General features: G+C 34.2%; 12 protein-coding genes. All 12 read right to left on the reverse strand.

What is annotated here, in order from left to right:
- Positions 1 to 3: 3 nt before the first annotated feature.
- Complete coding sequence (locus tag ACQ654_RS25370; protein WP_430413205.1) at positions 4 to 1,587, reverse strand: sensor histidine kinase; 1,584 nt, start codon at positions 1,585 to 1,587, stop codon at positions 4 to 6.
- A gap of 81 nt (positions 1,588 to 1,668) precedes the next feature.
- Positions 1,669 to 2,253, reverse strand: coding sequence for a dephospho-CoA kinase (gene coaE, locus ACQ654_RS25375; protein ID WP_430413206.1), 585 nt, complete (start codon positions 2,251 to 2,253; stop codon positions 1,669 to 1,671).
- Positions 2,250 to 3,212: a CdaR family protein gene (locus ACQ654_RS25380; protein ID WP_430413207.1), complete on the reverse strand. Its 963-nt coding sequence runs from the start codon at positions 3,210 to 3,212 to the stop codon at positions 2,250 to 2,252. Before ACQ654_RS25380 ends, coaE begins: the two co-directional genes overlap by 4 nt.
- 2 nt (positions 3,213 to 3,214) lie before the next feature.
- Complete coding sequence (locus tag ACQ654_RS25385; protein WP_430413208.1) at positions 3,215 to 4,222, reverse strand: glycosyltransferase; 1,008 nt, start codon at positions 4,220 to 4,222, stop codon at positions 3,215 to 3,217.
- Between the two features lie 73 nt (positions 4,223 to 4,295).
- Entirely contained in the window at positions 4,296 to 7,355 is a 3,060-nt protein-coding gene (locus ACQ654_RS25390) for a choice-of-anchor J domain-containing protein (protein WP_430413209.1), read from the reverse strand.
- A gap of 145 nt (positions 7,356 to 7,500) precedes the next feature.
- Positions 7,501 to 9,231, reverse strand: a complete 1,731-nt coding sequence (locus ACQ654_RS25395) for an FG-GAP-like repeat-containing protein (RefSeq protein ID WP_430413210.1) — start codon at positions 9,229 to 9,231, stop codon at positions 7,501 to 7,503.
- Positions 9,232 to 9,522: 291 nt separating this feature from the next.
- Positions 9,523 to 10,338 (reverse strand): enoyl-ACP reductase FabI, encoded by an 816-nt coding sequence (locus ACQ654_RS25400; protein WP_430413212.1) that lies wholly within the window; start codon positions 10,336 to 10,338, stop codon positions 9,523 to 9,525.
- 94 nt (positions 10,339 to 10,432) lie between these two features.
- A complete protein-coding gene (gene recN / locus ACQ654_RS25405) occupies positions 10,433 to 12,088 on the reverse strand; it encodes a DNA repair protein RecN (protein WP_430413213.1) in 1,656 nt (551 codons plus the stop codon).
- A gap of 58 nt (positions 12,089 to 12,146) precedes the next feature.
- On the reverse strand, positions 12,147 to 13,037 hold the full coding sequence (locus ACQ654_RS25410; RefSeq protein WP_430413214.1) for a DUF4835 family protein: 891 nt from the start codon (positions 13,035 to 13,037) through the stop codon (positions 12,147 to 12,149).
- Positions 13,030 to 14,241: a bifunctional phosphopantothenoylcysteine decarboxylase/phosphopantothenate--cysteine ligase CoaBC gene (gene coaBC / locus ACQ654_RS25415; protein WP_430413215.1), complete on the reverse strand. Its 1,212-nt coding sequence runs from the start codon at positions 14,239 to 14,241 to the stop codon at positions 13,030 to 13,032. Before coaBC ends, ACQ654_RS25410 begins: the two co-directional genes overlap by 8 nt.
- Before the next feature lie 3 nt (positions 14,242 to 14,244).
- Entirely contained in the window at positions 14,245 to 14,571 is a 327-nt protein-coding gene (locus ACQ654_RS25420; protein ID WP_007094529.1) for a DNA-directed RNA polymerase subunit omega, read from the reverse strand.
- 9 nt (positions 14,572 to 14,580) lie between these two features.
- A complete protein-coding gene (locus ACQ654_RS25425) occupies positions 14,581 to 15,375 on the reverse strand; it encodes an outer membrane protein assembly factor BamD (RefSeq protein WP_430413216.1) in 795 nt (264 codons plus the stop codon).
- Between the last annotated feature and the right edge of the window lie 9 nt (positions 15,376 to 15,384).

Below are 15,384 nucleotides of genomic sequence, written 5' to 3' on the forward strand. Positions count from 1 at the left end.
TGGTTACGATATTAATGGTAATTTGATAATGAAGGTAGTTCCTTTGCTTTTCTCACTTTCAACCGAAACTTGACCTTGATGGTCGTCTACGATTTTTTTTACGTAAGCTAAGCCTAGTCCGTGGCCTTTTACATTATGTATGTCACCGGTATGTTCTCTATAAAATTTTTCAAATATTCTTTTTTGTACTGATTTGGACATTCCTTGTCCTTGATCTTTCACTTTTATTACAATGTTGTCTTTCACCACTTCAGTGTGAACGTCAATTTTTGGTTCACCTTCTGTGTATTTTATTGCGTTGTCCAACACATTAACCAATACGTTGGTAAAGTGCGTATCATTTGCCATTACCATAGAATCGGTTGCTCCCAAATGCATTTTCACATAGCCATTTCTGTCTTCAACAATCAATTCTATGTGAGACATTGCATCTTCAATTAGGTCGTGAACATCAACTTCTTCTTTACTTATATCTAATTGGTTTTTCTCCAATTTAGATATTTGTAATACATTTTCTACTTGTGCATGCATTCGTTTGTTTTCTTCACGAATCATTCGCAAATAGCGTTTTACCTTGTCTTTATCATCAATGATTTTCGGATTCTGAACAGCATCTAGCGCTAAATTTATAGTCGCAATTGGTGTTTTGAATTCGTGTGTCATGTTGTTGATGAAATCAGTTTTTATTTCTGAAATCTGCTTTTGTTTTATTAATTGATATAATGCACTTGAATATGCAATTATTATAATTAGTGTAAAAACAATAGACATGATTGCCATTCCTATGATTGACGATAGTACGTATTTGTTTCGCTTTGGAAAACTTAAAAATAATGTAAATCCACTTCCGCCTTCATAGTCGTCAAATAATGGAACATCATACATTCCACCATCTGTAATTTTGAACTTTTTAGATTTTATTTTTGTTGCCAATCCATCATCATATACACCAAATTCGTATTCTAAATCAAGATCTAGCTTATCTAAGTTTTCTTGGATTACAAATTCTAAAAATTCGCTAGAAACACGTTTATGAATTGGAATTTGCTTCGTAAATTCGTTTATATCATCTTTGTATTGCTCCATTTTCCTAGAAATGTTGTCCACTTCTCGCATTCGCTCTACAAAAGAGATACTACTCACGTTCGCATCATCTAGTAAATCTTCTTTATAAACAGTACGTGTTGTATACCGTTTGAAGTTTTTTAGACTTGTACTATCATCTTCGTTAATATTATCAATGAACGTAGGAAATATATTGTAATCTTCTTCAATAATTCCTCTAGTATAAATACTAGTTTCGTTATTTTTATCATTTCTACTTGTTATTTGTAATACACTGATTATTTGTGAATTTTCAGGTTCTTCAATGCTGTCAATTAACTTTTGAAATTTTGAGTAATATTTAAAATGTTCTGATTGGCTTGCGCTTTCAGAAACATTGGTTAGAATTTGATTTGCATTAAGGGTGAAAGATTCCTGCTTTTCCTTTACAGCAGAAGCAATCCAATATCCTTGGACAAATATAATTCCGATAAGCGATAAACTCATCAAAATGACTAGAACAATAAATAATCGTTTACTCATTTGATCAAAATTAACGCTTAATCTCGGTTATTATAACTTTTTAACCAAACCTTAACAAATATGTTAATTTTGTCAGATTTTCTAGCAAAATACTAATATTTCTTGATGGATTTTTGCCACCTGTGCTTTCGATTTTGTGAGGTCTTCATTATGAATAATATAGTCAGAGCGTGCTATTTTTTGTTCATCACTCCATTGATTATTCATTCTATTTTGCACAGCTTCTCGTGTTGTGTTATCTCTTAGTAAGATACGACGAAAACGTTCTTCAATTGGCGCAATAACCGTTATTATTTTATCACATTGCTTGTATGAATCATTTTCAAATAATATAGCAACTTCCTTAATGATGTATTTTTCATTGCTACGCTCGGCATACCAATCTTTAAAATGTTGTCTAACTCGTGGATGTACGATGGAATTTATTTTTTTTAATTCCTCTGGTTGCTTGAATACGATGTTGGATAAATAACTTCTGTTGAGTTCTCCATTTTTATAGGTTTCTTCTCCAAATGCTTCAATAAGTTCTTTTTGTATGACTTCAGAAGTATGCATCAATTTTTTCGCCTCAATATCTGCAATATAGATAGAAACGCCCAATTCATGAAACATTTTAGCTATGGTGGTTTTTCCACTTCCAATTCCGCCTGTAAGTCCTACAATCATTTTTTTATTAAGAAGTTTATTTTTTGGTTATCAATTCGGTATGATTTTACTTTTTTTGGTCGTTTTCCCAGTTTGGGAATAAAGAAGGAAGCATTTGTCTTTTCAATATCTTTGTAATCACATAGAATTGAAAAGTCATTTGCCGAAATTTCGTTAAAATCGGACACATTTGCCGTAAAGATGATGTTTACTTCTTTCGGAAATAGTTTGATGGAATATCCGCTTGGCAAATTAACAATACGCAACGGAATGCTTAGTTTTCCTTCCGTAAATTTATCTACTTTGGCTATTGCTTTTACTTTTGAAGTACTATACGTTAAGCGTTTTAGTGAATCGTTTTTTAATAGTTTTACTTCTAAATTTATATCTTTATTTATTCCTTCTATTTGTTTGATTTCGGTGTATACTACTTTTTGAGCATCTATTACATCTTCTGGTCCTGATATTTTTATCGTTTTTGGTTCAATTTTCAATGAATCGTATAGATTATAACCGTTTTCAAATGTAAAAGCTAATTGATGAATTACTGGAACTTCTTTGGTTTTGTTTTTCCCAAGTTTTAGAAATAAAGTGTCTGGTGATACTTTTAAAATTTCAATTTCCCTATATAAATGCTTATCAATGGTATTGTCTGTTAGTACATAAAATGTTTCAGCCGCTTTGAGTTTGTTTACTTTTTTTAGATCGACTTCTACTGTGCTTTTGAAGAATTTTTGGCGTAACATCCGAAAACCTGTTGTTTTTACTTGCGCTTCGATAATGTTTTCTTGGCTTCCTAATAAAATTTTATCATCCGATAAGTTGGTGTATTCAACATTCATTTTAATCGTATCCGTATACGTGTTGGATAGTTTGATAAGCGTCCATATCATGAAAGATACAATGAAAAAAATCAAGAATGTATTGATTTTTCGTCCTTTGTATAATTCGGCAAATACACTTTTAATTCCTTTAATCATAGTTATTTTTTAAAGAATAATTTAGGAAATCTTTCTTCTGGATTGTGTTTAAAAATTTTTAAAGCTATTGTCGATTTTAAAAAACCTATTCCATATCCGTAAAATTGTATACAAACTGCAAGCATTGCCAATAGTGCAATTTTGATACTTTTTGTACTTCGTAATGCATCTAACAATATGGCTATAAAATATACGCCATATGCATATGAAAACCAATGAAATTTAAAAAATATACTCGCAATTACTGAAATTAGGAATCCTACACAGAATAGTGTTGGAAACCAATAGGTAAGTTTTGCTGTTTTTGGATGCCATCGATTTAAAATTGGACGCACCATTCCAAATTTATTGACTTGCATATGAAATTTTTCCCATGAAATTCTTCGTTTATGATATACGTATGCTTCTGGCAACAATGTAGTTTTGTAACCTGCTTTCCAGATTCGGATTGTTAAATCGGGATCTTCTCCTGGATGAATTTGACCAAAACCTTGTGTTTTTTCAAATACTTCTTTAGAGATTCCCATGTTGAAACTTCTCGGTTGAAATTTATCGACTGCTTTTTTTCCGCCTCTTATTCCACCTGTGGTTAAAAACGCTGTCATTGCATAACTAATTGCTTTTTGTATGGTTGTAAATGAACTATGTGCGGCATCTGGACCACCAAAACAATCGTAGTATGTATTTTTTAAAGCTTTGTCAACCTCGCTCAAATATTGTGCTGGAAGAATACAATCGGAATCAAATATTAAGAAGTAGTTTCCTTTGGCACGTTGCATTCCGTAGTTACGTGAATCGCCAGGTCCTGAATTTTGTTTGAAATAATAACTTATGTCAAGTTGATCTTGATACGCATCAATTACATCTTTTGCAGGAATTGTAGAACCATCTTCAACAATTACAACTTCAAAATTTTCTTGAAACGTTTGTTTCGTTATACTTTCAAGTAGTTCATTTACCTCATCAGGTCTGTTATATACAGGAACAATAATTGAGAATTTTAGTTGCATGTAGCAAATGTAAATTAATCACATAAAAAAAGCCACCGATTGGTGGCTTTTCTTAATGATCTCTGAAAAAAGATTATTGTTTGATAATTTTGATAGTATTAGTGGCATTATCCACAGTTACTTTTACAAAATAAGTTCCAGCTTTTAATGAAGCTGTATTAATTTCTTTGCTTATTGCATTAGGTGAAACTGATAATACCTCTTGACCTAGCATATTGTAGAATACTGCATTTTGGATATTCTTTTGTGCTTTTAATGTCAACGTATTTTTTACTGGATTCGGGTAGTATTTGAATCCTTCAATACTAATATCATTTGTTGATAATGTTGACGTTTCTAATACACTGAATTTTCCAACATGGAAATCATAATCTTCTGTGTTATCAATAGCACCATCACTTGCCCATAAAGCAAATTGCACGTTTCCTGTTACAGTTATATTATGAATATATCTAGTACCAGTAACTAATGGCTGATTGGCAGCATTCCATGTCGTAATATTTGTCCAAGTCACTCCTCCATCAACAGATTGTAAAAGCTGAACTTCATCATCACTACCCATAGTATCAGTATCAGTAGCATCACTAGTTCCTGAAAATGAATAATCAGTAACGGCTACTTCTAAATCTAAGCTGTAAGAAGTTCCCATTGGAATATCATAAACAGTTGAAATTAACCATTCTCTATCAACATTTTGGAATAAATTAATGACATTACTATTTACTACAGTAGTATCATCATTTGTATAAGCTCTACCTGATTTCCAATCTGAAGTTGTCCCAGTTGGTCCATCAGCTACTTCTCCTGCTCCAGCCTCTGCCCAACAAGTTGCTGGATTTGACGAAAAGTCAGTTGTAGCTGGAAAGGCAGTTACAGAACCACAAATAGTTGAGAAAGTAAATGGTCCAGCCCATACAGATGTTCCATTAGCACCACCACAATCTGCTCTTACGTAAAAATCGTATGCTGTGTTATCTGTTAATGACATAGCGCTATAAGGGTTTGTTGTTACACCCGCGTTTGTAGGAGTTCCTGTTGGAGTAAATCCTGAAGTACCTATTTCTAAATCCCACATCGTAGCTGTTCCTGCTTCTGTCCACCCTAAATCAGCAGTAGTTGCCATGATATTCGTAGCAGTTAGAGCAGTTGGCTCAACACATGTTGGAATTTCTCTTACTTGAAACTTACTTACGTGAAAATATATATCTTCTGGATCATCTACAGCACCTTCTTGTGCTAGAAAAGCAAATTGTACTGTTCCTGTTTGTGCAGTTAAATCATATGTAATTTCTTCTCCTATATCAGTTGGCACATTACCTTGAACCCATGCTTGTAATCCAGACCAAGTTGCACCTCCGTCAGTAGTCATTAATAAACTTACTCTATCATCTGAACCTAAATCTGCTCCTGATCCGCTTGTACCACCTTCTGTTAATGCTACGTATACTTTTAATTCACTTGGCGCTGCCATAGATAAATCAAATTCTGGAGAAACAATCCAATCACTTCTTCCTGATATAAAAAGATTAAACCTGTTACTTGGTGTTCCGTTGTGGTTAGAAGCAGCCCAAGCAGAACTACCTAAATCCATAGGCCCAGTAGATGAATCTCCGTTATCAGCTTCTACCCAACAAGTCGGTACGTTTACAGACATATCTGCATCGTAATCTGGTGTAAAAGGATTACAGGCAGTTGTAAAAGCAAATGGTCCAATCCAATCACTTGTATCACCTCCACCACAGTCAGCTTGTACATAAAATTGATATTCATTACTTGCAGTTAATCCTGTAGCATTAAATGGGTTCATAACTCCTGAGTTAGTAGCCATTCCCGTAGCCATTCCTCCTGTAGTAACATTAACTATTTCTACATTCCATGAAGCTGCCGTTCCATTTTCTGTCCAACCTAACGTAGCTCCTGTCGTTGTTATAGCCGAAGCTGTCAATGTAGAAGGGTTAGGGCAGATAATTGTTTCTAAACAAATATCTGTAGTACCTGATATAGCACCATCTTTCCAAACAGCCAATTGATATGTTGATCCAGCTGTTAAGCCAATAACTTCTCCTTGGTTGGTAGCTGTATTAACACATACTAATTGCATTCCACAACCATCAAATACAGCATATTCTGCTGTTTCCCCTTGAAGGTTAATTACAACACTTCCTGTTGGTGGCGCTACAAACTCATACCATGATCCTGCATTTACTCCAAACGTATCACAAGAAAGATCTGTTGTTCCTAAATCAAAAGATGAAGAATAATCTAATGTGGTAGGTGTAGCAGTAGAACAATCAGCTTCCACAGTTAACCCAATAGGTAAACTACATAATTCTCCTAAAGATGGCTGTGTCCATGTCAATGAAACATATATACTATCATCTCCACCGCAATTAGCTTGGACGTAGATATCGTAAGTTTCTCCTTCTGTTAATCCCGTTAGATCTAATGAAGGTGTTGTCATTACAGTTCCAGACGTTCCTCCGCCTCCTTGTGCGTAAGGTGAAACACCATATTCATAAGTCCAGTTTGTTTCAGAACCTCCAGCTGTCCAATTGATTGTCGCTTCTGTTGTTGAAGTTATTGTTTCACTTAAGGCTGTTACCTCTGGACATGATGGCGTTGTATCATTTACTACGTTATCTACGTATAATTCAAATTCATCAGTCCCTGTTGCTCTTATTGCCACATAAACTGTTTGACCGACATAAGAATTTAAGAAATATTCAATTTTTGTCCATGCTGCTGCTGCAGTGGTTTCAGCTTGCAATACTACTGTAAATGAAGACGCCATTGCATCTGTGGTTGATAATAAAACCTCATATGACTCTAGAAATGTACTACTTCTTGATTTGATGTAAAAAGAAAATCTATCATTAAGCCCTGCTGTAACAGCAATTGCCGGAGAAATGAGAAAATCATCGTGAGCATTTGAGCCATAAACAATACCAGCTACAGCTGATCCATCTTGAGCTCCTCCTGACGGTGCATCGTCAAAAACCCAGCCATTGGTGCTTCCGTTATTGATAACCGTCCAAGATGCTGGAATTTCTGTTTCGAAACTTTCGGTAAATTGTGCATTAGCCTGCCAACAATATGCGATTAATGTTATGCATAATAGTGTAATTTTTTTCATAAAATTATTTGATTTTTGTTAGTTAGTTGAATTCCAGCAGAAATTACAACATTTTTTTTGGTTTCACCATGTTAATATCGATAAAACGACATTTTTTGCCGACAAAACACTAAAAAAGCAGTATTTCCTCTATATGATTTTTAGATTATTTTAACATTATATTTTTATTAAATATTCTTTTCTTCCCTATGATTTTAAGAATATAATAACCAGAAGATAAACTAGAAATATCAATTGATTTATGCAGGTCTATTTTACCATATTTTAAAAGTGCACCTTTAGCATCAAATATCTTGTATGTAAAATCATCATTTACAGTTGATTTTACCCAAATAATTCCTTTAGTAGGGTTTGGATATACTTGTAATGAATTTGTTGATTTGTATTCATCAATACTTAATGGACTGCTTCCTTCTAGTATATTTAGCGTCTGATTTGGTGTTACATTGTATAGTATGTCTTGTGCGCCACCTAACCACGTTATTTTTACGTATTCTATTGTTGTGTTTCCTACGAGTCCAAAAAATTCTGATCCAGAGTTTTGCCCTAGATATCCTTCTCCACAAACAGTGTAACGATATTGCGAAACTCCTCCTGCTTTTACTTCAATAGTTGCTCCAATACCTTGCTTGTTACTCACCACACCTTCCAGGTTTACTTTTAACCAGTTGTTCGTGCTTGTGGTTTCATTTTTCCAAAGAAATATGTTTTCATCTCCTGAGTTACTCACTACTATTTCGGGAAAACCATCATTATCGGTATCACCAATAGCGTTGGAATAACTTTGTCTGGCATCATTTACAAATCCTGAACTAGTTTCTGTACTGAATGTGTTGTTACCATTATTTGTGTAAAATGCAGCTGGCAGAAAAATTGGATTGCTTGAGTCAAACGATCCACTTACATATAAATCTAAATCACCATCGTTTTCAGCATCTAAAAATACAGATCCCCAAGCGATACTATTAAACATTGTTCCAGTTCCGGAAGCTATGTTGGTAAATGTACCATCGCCATTGTTTCTTAAAAAGTAATTTCCTTCCGTTCCATTTGTTACATATATGTCAAACCAAGTGTCTTTGTTGTAATCGGCAATTGTAACAGACATAGCGTCGATTGCCAAGTTTGTTCCAGATTCTACACTTACATCTGTAAATGTACCATCGCCATTGTTTTTGTAGAGAATGTTAGTCGTGTTTACTTTGTCATTTGCCATGTAAATATCTTGCCAACCATCATTGTTGTAATCAAAAAATGCTGAGCAAAATGATAAGTGACTTCCTGTACTTATTCCAGCCGCATTGCTAACATTGGTAAACGTTCCGTCACCGTTATTTTTGTAGAGATAGTTTTGTTGTGGCGTGGTTAATCCTCTATTGCATAGAAATACATCTAAATTACCATCATTATTGTAATCGCCCCATGAAGCTCCAAAGTTATCCATAGCCGCAGGTGGCAAACCAGCAGTGACAGTAATATCAACAAGTGCCGTTGTATCATTTCTGTATAAGCGACTTCCGTCTATATCTCCAGATATATATAAGTCATTGTCTCCATCATTGTCAAAATCAACCCATATGACTTGTTTTTGTTGCGTATTATTGTTCGGATTTAGTATTGTTTCTAATGAAAATGTTCCATCTCCATTATTTTTGTAAATTTTTAGTGGATCTCCAGCTTGTGTAGCTATCGTAACATCATCCCAACCGTCATTATTGAAATCGTAAAAAGAGATTCCTCCGCCTAAGTAAATAGTTCCACACATATCGCCAACACCTAGCGCTGTAGCTTGGTCTTCAAAAAATATTTGCGCATGAAATGTAGTTGAAGAAATACATATATATACAATAAGAAAGAAACGTAATAGTTTTTTCATAGTCGGTTTTTAGTTTCTTGAAAAGATCGAGGTTCGAGATGACTAAACTATAAAAACATATGATCTTATACAAATATTAATTGCGTGTATGTGTCTGAATATCAATTGTCAATTTACATTTCAAGAATGACACTTCTCTTATTTCAAAATTATTTTTACTATTGAAATACATGCAAAACCTTATGAATACAGGAAAAAGACTAAATATATTTTTAACATTTGCTACGGTTTTTACCAAAAAAAATGTCTCTAATACGTAGAGACATTTTTATAGTATATATGTATTATTTTTTATTCTTCTGTAAATCTTTCAATTACTTCTTGACTTACTCCTGTGTTAGAGAATCCACCATCATTGTATAGATTTTGCATGGTTACTCTCTTCGTAAGGTCTGAGAATAATGTTACCGTATAGTTTGCACAGTCTAATGCTGTTGCGTTTCCAAGTGGCGACATTTTTTCTGCATATGAAATAAATCCGTCAAATCCTTTTACACCTTGTCCAGCTGTTGTTGGCGTTGGTGATTGAGATATTGTATTGACACGAACTTTTCTGTCTTTTCCAAAGAAATATCCAAAACTACGTGCAATTGATTCTAGGTATGATTTGTTATCAGCCATATCATTGTAATCAGGAAATGTACGTTGCGCCGCCATGTATGTTAAGGCTACAATACTTCCCCATTCGCTCATTGCGTCAGATTTGTATAGTGTTTGCATTACTTTATGGAAAGATACCGCAGAAACATCCCAACCTTTTGTCATCCAATCGTAGTTTAGGTCTGTGTAGTGTCTTCCTTTTCTAACATTTACAGACATTCCTATTGAGTGTAATACGAAGTCAATTTTTCCACCTAAAATCTCCATTGATTTATCAACTAAATTTTGAAGATCTTCTGTACTTGTTGCATCGGCAGGAATGATTTCAGAACCCGTTTTTTCTGCTAAATCTCTAATTTTTCCCATACGCATTGCTATTGGCGCATTTGTTAATACAAACGTTCCTCCTTCTTCATGCACACGTTCAGCAGTTTTCCATGCAATAGAGTTTTCGTCTAACGCACCAAATATGATTCCTCGTTTTCCTTTTAATAAGTTATATGACATGCTTGTTAATTTTAGTCGTTTTTAGTTGTTTTGGTAGTTCAAATATATGGTAAAAGATTGAATTGATCGATTTCTACGGATTGAATATTGTGTTTTACGATTCTAGTAATTCTTTTGCATTGGCTAATGCCGAATCTAATATTTTTGCGCCGCTTAACATTTGTGCTATTTCTCGAACGCGTTCGTCACCTTGAAGCTGTTTTAAATGTGTCGTAGTTACTTCATTTATATCTTCTTTGTATACTTTGAAATGTTGTTTACCTTTTGCCGCAATTTGTGGTAAGTGTGTGATGGAGAATACTTGCATACTTTTCCCCATATGCTGCATTATTTTCGCCATTTTATTAGCAACTTCACCAGAAACTCCTGTGTCAATTTCATCAAACATTATAGTTGGCAATTGCATGTATTTTGATAGAATTGCTTTGATACACAACATTACTCGTGATAATTCTCCACCAGAAGCCGCTTTTTTCAATTCGCTAAAGTTGCCACCTTTGTTTGCCGCAAATAGAAATTGTAAATCGTCCATTCCGTTTGCATACAATTGATCGGTTTGCGTTACTTTGATATTGAATCGTGCATTTGGCATTCCCAACGTTGCTAACATGGTTTCCAGTTGCTCTGTTAGGATCGGAATTCCGGCAACACGTTTTTTACGAATTGAAGTCGCAATCGTTTGTAATTCTTTTTGTAATTGTTGTAAAACTGCTTCTTTCTCCTTAATTACATCTTCAATGTTTTCAGATGTTTGCGCTTTATCTGCTAAGGTGTTTTGTATATTTCGCAATTCTTCAACCGTTAATACATTGTGCTTTTTTTGTAGATCGAATATTTTTTGAAGCTTCTCTCCTATTTGCGCCAATAATTCAGGATCAAACTCTGCATCAGCTTGTAAATTAATGACTTCATTATAGATGTCATCCAATTCAATATATACACTTTTGATACGTTCTGAAAGGTTTAAAAATTCAGGAGCAATGTCCGAGAGCTTTCCCGAAGTTGTTTGCAATTCTGAAATCAAATGCAACACGCCAACTTGCTCATCTGAAAGTAGTTGTTCAGAAGCACTCAAATTGGTTTTTATATCTTCTGCATTGTTTAAGCGTTCGTATTGTGCTTCTAAATCTTCAACAATTAAACCTTCTAATTTAGCTTCTTCTAATTCTTTAAGCAAGAACATATTATAATCGTGTTCTTTTTCTAAATCTGCTTGTTCTTGACGTATTTTTTGAAGTTCTTTTTGTGCTTTTTGATAAGTATTTAAGCGTGTTTGATACGAAATAACTTCATCCGTAACATTCGCCAATGTATCAATAACTTGAAACTGAAATTGATTGTCGGTAAGTTGTAATGTTTGATGTTGCGAATGTATATCTATCAACTGATCGCCAAGTGAATTTAATACACCCAAACGTACAGGAACGTCGTTTATAAATGCTCTTGATTTGCCAGAAGGTAGTATTTCGCGTCTTATGATGGTGTCATGATCGTAATCAAGATCATTGGTTTCAAAGAAGTTTTTGAGCTTGTATTTTTTAATCGAAAATTCGGCTTCAATCACACATTTTCGCGTGGTATCTTTTAGCGAAGACAAATCTGCACGTTTTCCTAATATTAAAGCCAATCCACCGAGCAGAATTGATTTTCCAGCACCAGTTTCTCCTGTAATTATAGTTAATCCTTTATCAAATTCAACTTGTAAAGAATCAATTAACGCGAAGTTTTTTATAGATAGTTGTGTGAGCAATGCAACAGTATTTTATTGAGTTACAAAAATAGACTATTGCATTAAATATTTGCTAGAATCAGAATTTAATTTTTTCCCACTTTGTTGCGTGAAATGGCGCTACTCTATTTAGGGTTTCTACCAAGCGTACCACGTTTACTTTTGGTCCACCAGAGTAAATACTTTGAATTTCTTCTGCTTTTGCATCAAAAAATGTTTGTAATAGAAAAGAATTTGGACGTCTGTTGTTTAACGCTTTAAATATTTCTAAACTTTTTGCAATTGTACTTTTGGCGGCGCGTGCATCATCAGCCATTAAATCCATGCCAACTCTGTGGTAATTGTACATTACCGTTCTGTATTCTTTGTGTGTATTGTTTAATAAATTATCTAACAATAACCAACGTGTACGGTTTCCGTCTGCTTCTTTCCAACCTAAAAATGGCGTAGGTTGTGCTAAGTTTACAATTTGTTGTGCTTGTGCAAAGTATTCCGATCCGCCACGTAGTTTGAAACTATCAGCATCTATTCCTAAAATTACATATGCATAATAAGCTACGACTGCTACCAAGTTGGTTGTAAATGCGTTTGGATTGTATACTATTGGTTGAAATTCTTGATAGATGAATCTGAATTGCTTGTCGTTGAAGTTAAATACTGGCGACTCAAAAGACGAGTTGTATATTGGTCGTGACGATTGCACTTGAATGGTAGCTACAAATTCATCCGAATTGTATTGTGAAACATTAATTACAAAACTACAATTGATACGCTCAGAAGCCTTATACTTCTTGTTTGTCCATTGTGTTTTGTTTACAAAATCCGTTAATGAACGTTCTAATGTTTTAAAAATTTGCTGATTTGTCTGATTGACTTGCTGTGCATCAATTGTGATTTGACAGTTCAATTCTTGTGCCGTAGAAAAACATACTGCACCAAATACTAAGATACTTAAAACAAGATTACGCATTGATTCGCTTTAAAATTTCACTAAATATATCGTTGGCTACTTCAGCTTTCGATTTTAATCCAAAAGCGAAGGTATTCATTTTTTTGTCAATTATCGTTACTTTATTTGTTGGTTTTCCAAAACCTGCACCTGTATCATTGAGTGAATTTAGCACAATCATGTCTAAATTTTTCTTGGTGAGTTTTCCTTTTGCATTTTCCAATTCATTATTCGTTTCCAATGCAAACCCAACTAAAAATTGATCTTTTTTTATCGTTCCTAACGAAGCTAGGATATCTTTTGTTTTGATCAATTCTATAGTTAACGATGAAGCTGCCTTTTTTATTTTCTGAGAGGCAACATCTTTTGGTTTATAATCAGCTACAGCCGCAGCTAATATTGCAATAGTAGCCGTTGGAAAATCGTGATGAGCCGCATTATACATATCTTCAGCACTAATTACATCAACTACTTTTACTGAAGAGTGTTGCATGCTTTGATTATTTGGTCCTGCAATTAATACAACCTCAGCACCTAAGTTTGCGGCAGTTCGTGCCAATGCAAAGCCCATTTTCCCTGAAGAATGATTTCCAATAAAACGCACAGGATCAATTGCTTCATAGGTTGGACCAGCCGTAATTACTACTTTTTTTCCTTTCAGCGGAAGCTTGCCTAAGATATCTTGTTCAATAAACGAAATGATGTCTTCAGGTTCTGCCATTCTACCTTCTCCAACCAAACCACTAGCCAATTCGCCGCTTGTAGCAGGAATCATGATGTTTCCAAAACTAGTTAATTTTTCAAAGGAGTTTTTAGTAGAATTGTGTTTGTACATATCCAAATCCATTGCTGGCGCAAAATATACAGGACATTTTGCTGATAGATATGTAGCAAGCAATAAGTTATCACTATTTCCTGTCGCCATTTTAGACATTGTATTTGCTGTTGCTGGTGCAATTAGCATAAAGTCTGCCCACAAACCAAGTTCTACATGGTTTGTCCACATGTCGTTTTCGTCTGATTCATTGATGAAAGACGAATGTACAGGGTTTTTAGAAAGCGTAGATAGTGTTAACGGTGTAATGAAGTCTTTAGCAGCAGGCGTCATCATCACTTTGATTTCTGCGCCTGCTTTTATAAATAACCGTACAAGAGAAGCTGTTTTATAAGCGGCAATTCCGGCAGTAACACCTAACAATACTTTTTTGCCTCTTATTATTGACATATACTATGCTTCTTCTTTAGTGTTACGGTAGTATATTTTTTCTTCCAACCATTCTTGTACTGCAATAGCATGTGGTTTTGGAAGTTTTTCATAGAATTTAGATACTTCAATTTGCTCTTTGTTTTCGAAGATTTCTTCTAAACTATCGTTGTGTGTAGCAAATTCGTCTAACTTCTCGATTAATTCTTTTTTAATTTCTGAATTGATTTGTATTGCTCTTTTTGCAACTACAGAAATCGCTTCATAAATGTTGTCTGTCGGCGCATCAAATTGATTTCGTTCAACTGTTGTTGTGCTAATTGGAGCGTCTAAATTTTTAATATCAACCATAATTCAGGGTTATTTTGAAATTTTTTCTAATTCTTGTGTAATTGAAGCCATCATTTCGTCAGCTTCTTCTTTGTATTTTGATTCTGGATAGAATTTCACCAACGTTCGATACGCTGCTGAAGCTTCTTTAAAACGTTCTTCCATCAAAGAAATAAAACTCTTTGAAGCAAGTCTGTACATGGAATCTAATTTTAAAAACATTGCGTCTTCACGAAATGTAGTTCCAGGAAAATCTGAAAGGAAATTCTCTGTTGCTTTGATAGCCGCTTTGTAATCAGCTATTCTGTTGTATTGTTTTGCAATTTCGTATGCTTTTTTCTCTATTTTCGTAGTTAACTCACTTACCATTTTGTTTGCTTCTGGCATGTCTGGTGAGTCTGCATAGTTATTGATGAAAGCTTGCAATTTGTTGATTGCTTTTTTTGTCTCTGTTTGATCTATGCTGTAACGAGGCGATTCCATGTAATAGCTTTTTGCTTCATAGAATAAAGCCTTTTGTACGCTGTCACTTTTTGGATATGATTTGGCAAAACGCTCAAATTGATATGCTGATACGAAATATTGTTCTATTTCAAATAATGTGCGTCCGTACATAAATGTAACACGTTCTCCTTGTGGTTTTCCACGATATCTTGGAACAACTTGCTCAAAAAGTCTGCTCGATTTTTTGTATTTTCCTTCTTTGTATAAGCGCTCAGCTAATTCATATTTAACCTTTATATCTTCTGACTTTAACGCCTTTTGATATTCGCTACACGAAGCTAATGTAATTGTTACTAATAGTATGTAAAGAAAGTTCTTCATATTTTTAAA

Source organism: Kordia sp. (assembly GCF_965283645.1).
Lineage (GTDB): Bacteria > Bacteroidota > Bacteroidia > Flavobacteriales > Flavobacteriaceae > Kordia.

Coding starts and splice junctions, on each gene's coding strand:
- ACQ654_RS25370 (WP_430413205.1), bottom strand. CDS start 1,587: ATGAGTAAACGATTATTTATTGTTCTAGTCATTTTGATGAGTTTATCG.
- coaE (WP_430413206.1), bottom strand. CDS start 2,253: ATGATTGTAGGACTTACAGGCGGAATTGGAAGTGGAAAAACCACCATA.
- ACQ654_RS25380 (WP_430413207.1), bottom strand. CDS start 3,212: ATGATTAAAGGAATTAAAAGTGTATTTGCCGAATTATACAAAGGACGA.
- coaBC (WP_430413215.1), bottom strand. CDS start 14,241: ATGTCAATAATAAGAGGCAAAAAAGTATTGTTAGGTGTTACTGCCGGA.
- ACQ654_RS25420 (WP_007094529.1), bottom strand. CDS start 14,571: ATGGTTGATATTAAAAATTTAGACGCTCCAATTAGCACAACAACAGTT.
- ACQ654_RS25385 (WP_430413208.1), bottom strand. CDS start 4,222: ATGCAACTAAAATTCTCAATTATTGTTCCTGTATATAACAGACCTGAT.
- ACQ654_RS25425 (WP_430413216.1), bottom strand. CDS start 15,375: ATGAAGAACTTTCTTTACATACTATTAGTAACAATTACATTAGCTTCG.
- ACQ654_RS25400 (WP_430413212.1), bottom strand. CDS start 10,338: ATGTCATATAACTTATTAAAAGGAAAACGAGGAATCATATTTGGTGCG.
- ACQ654_RS25395 (WP_430413210.1), bottom strand. CDS start 9,231: ATGAAAAAACTATTACGTTTCTTTCTTATTGTATATATATGTATTTCT.
- ACQ654_RS25390 (WP_430413209.1), bottom strand. CDS start 7,355: ATGAAAAAAATTACACTATTATGCATAACATTAATCGCATATTGTTGG.
- ACQ654_RS25410 (WP_430413214.1), bottom strand. CDS start 13,037: ATGCGTAATCTTGTTTTAAGTATCTTAGTATTTGGTGCAGTATGTTTT.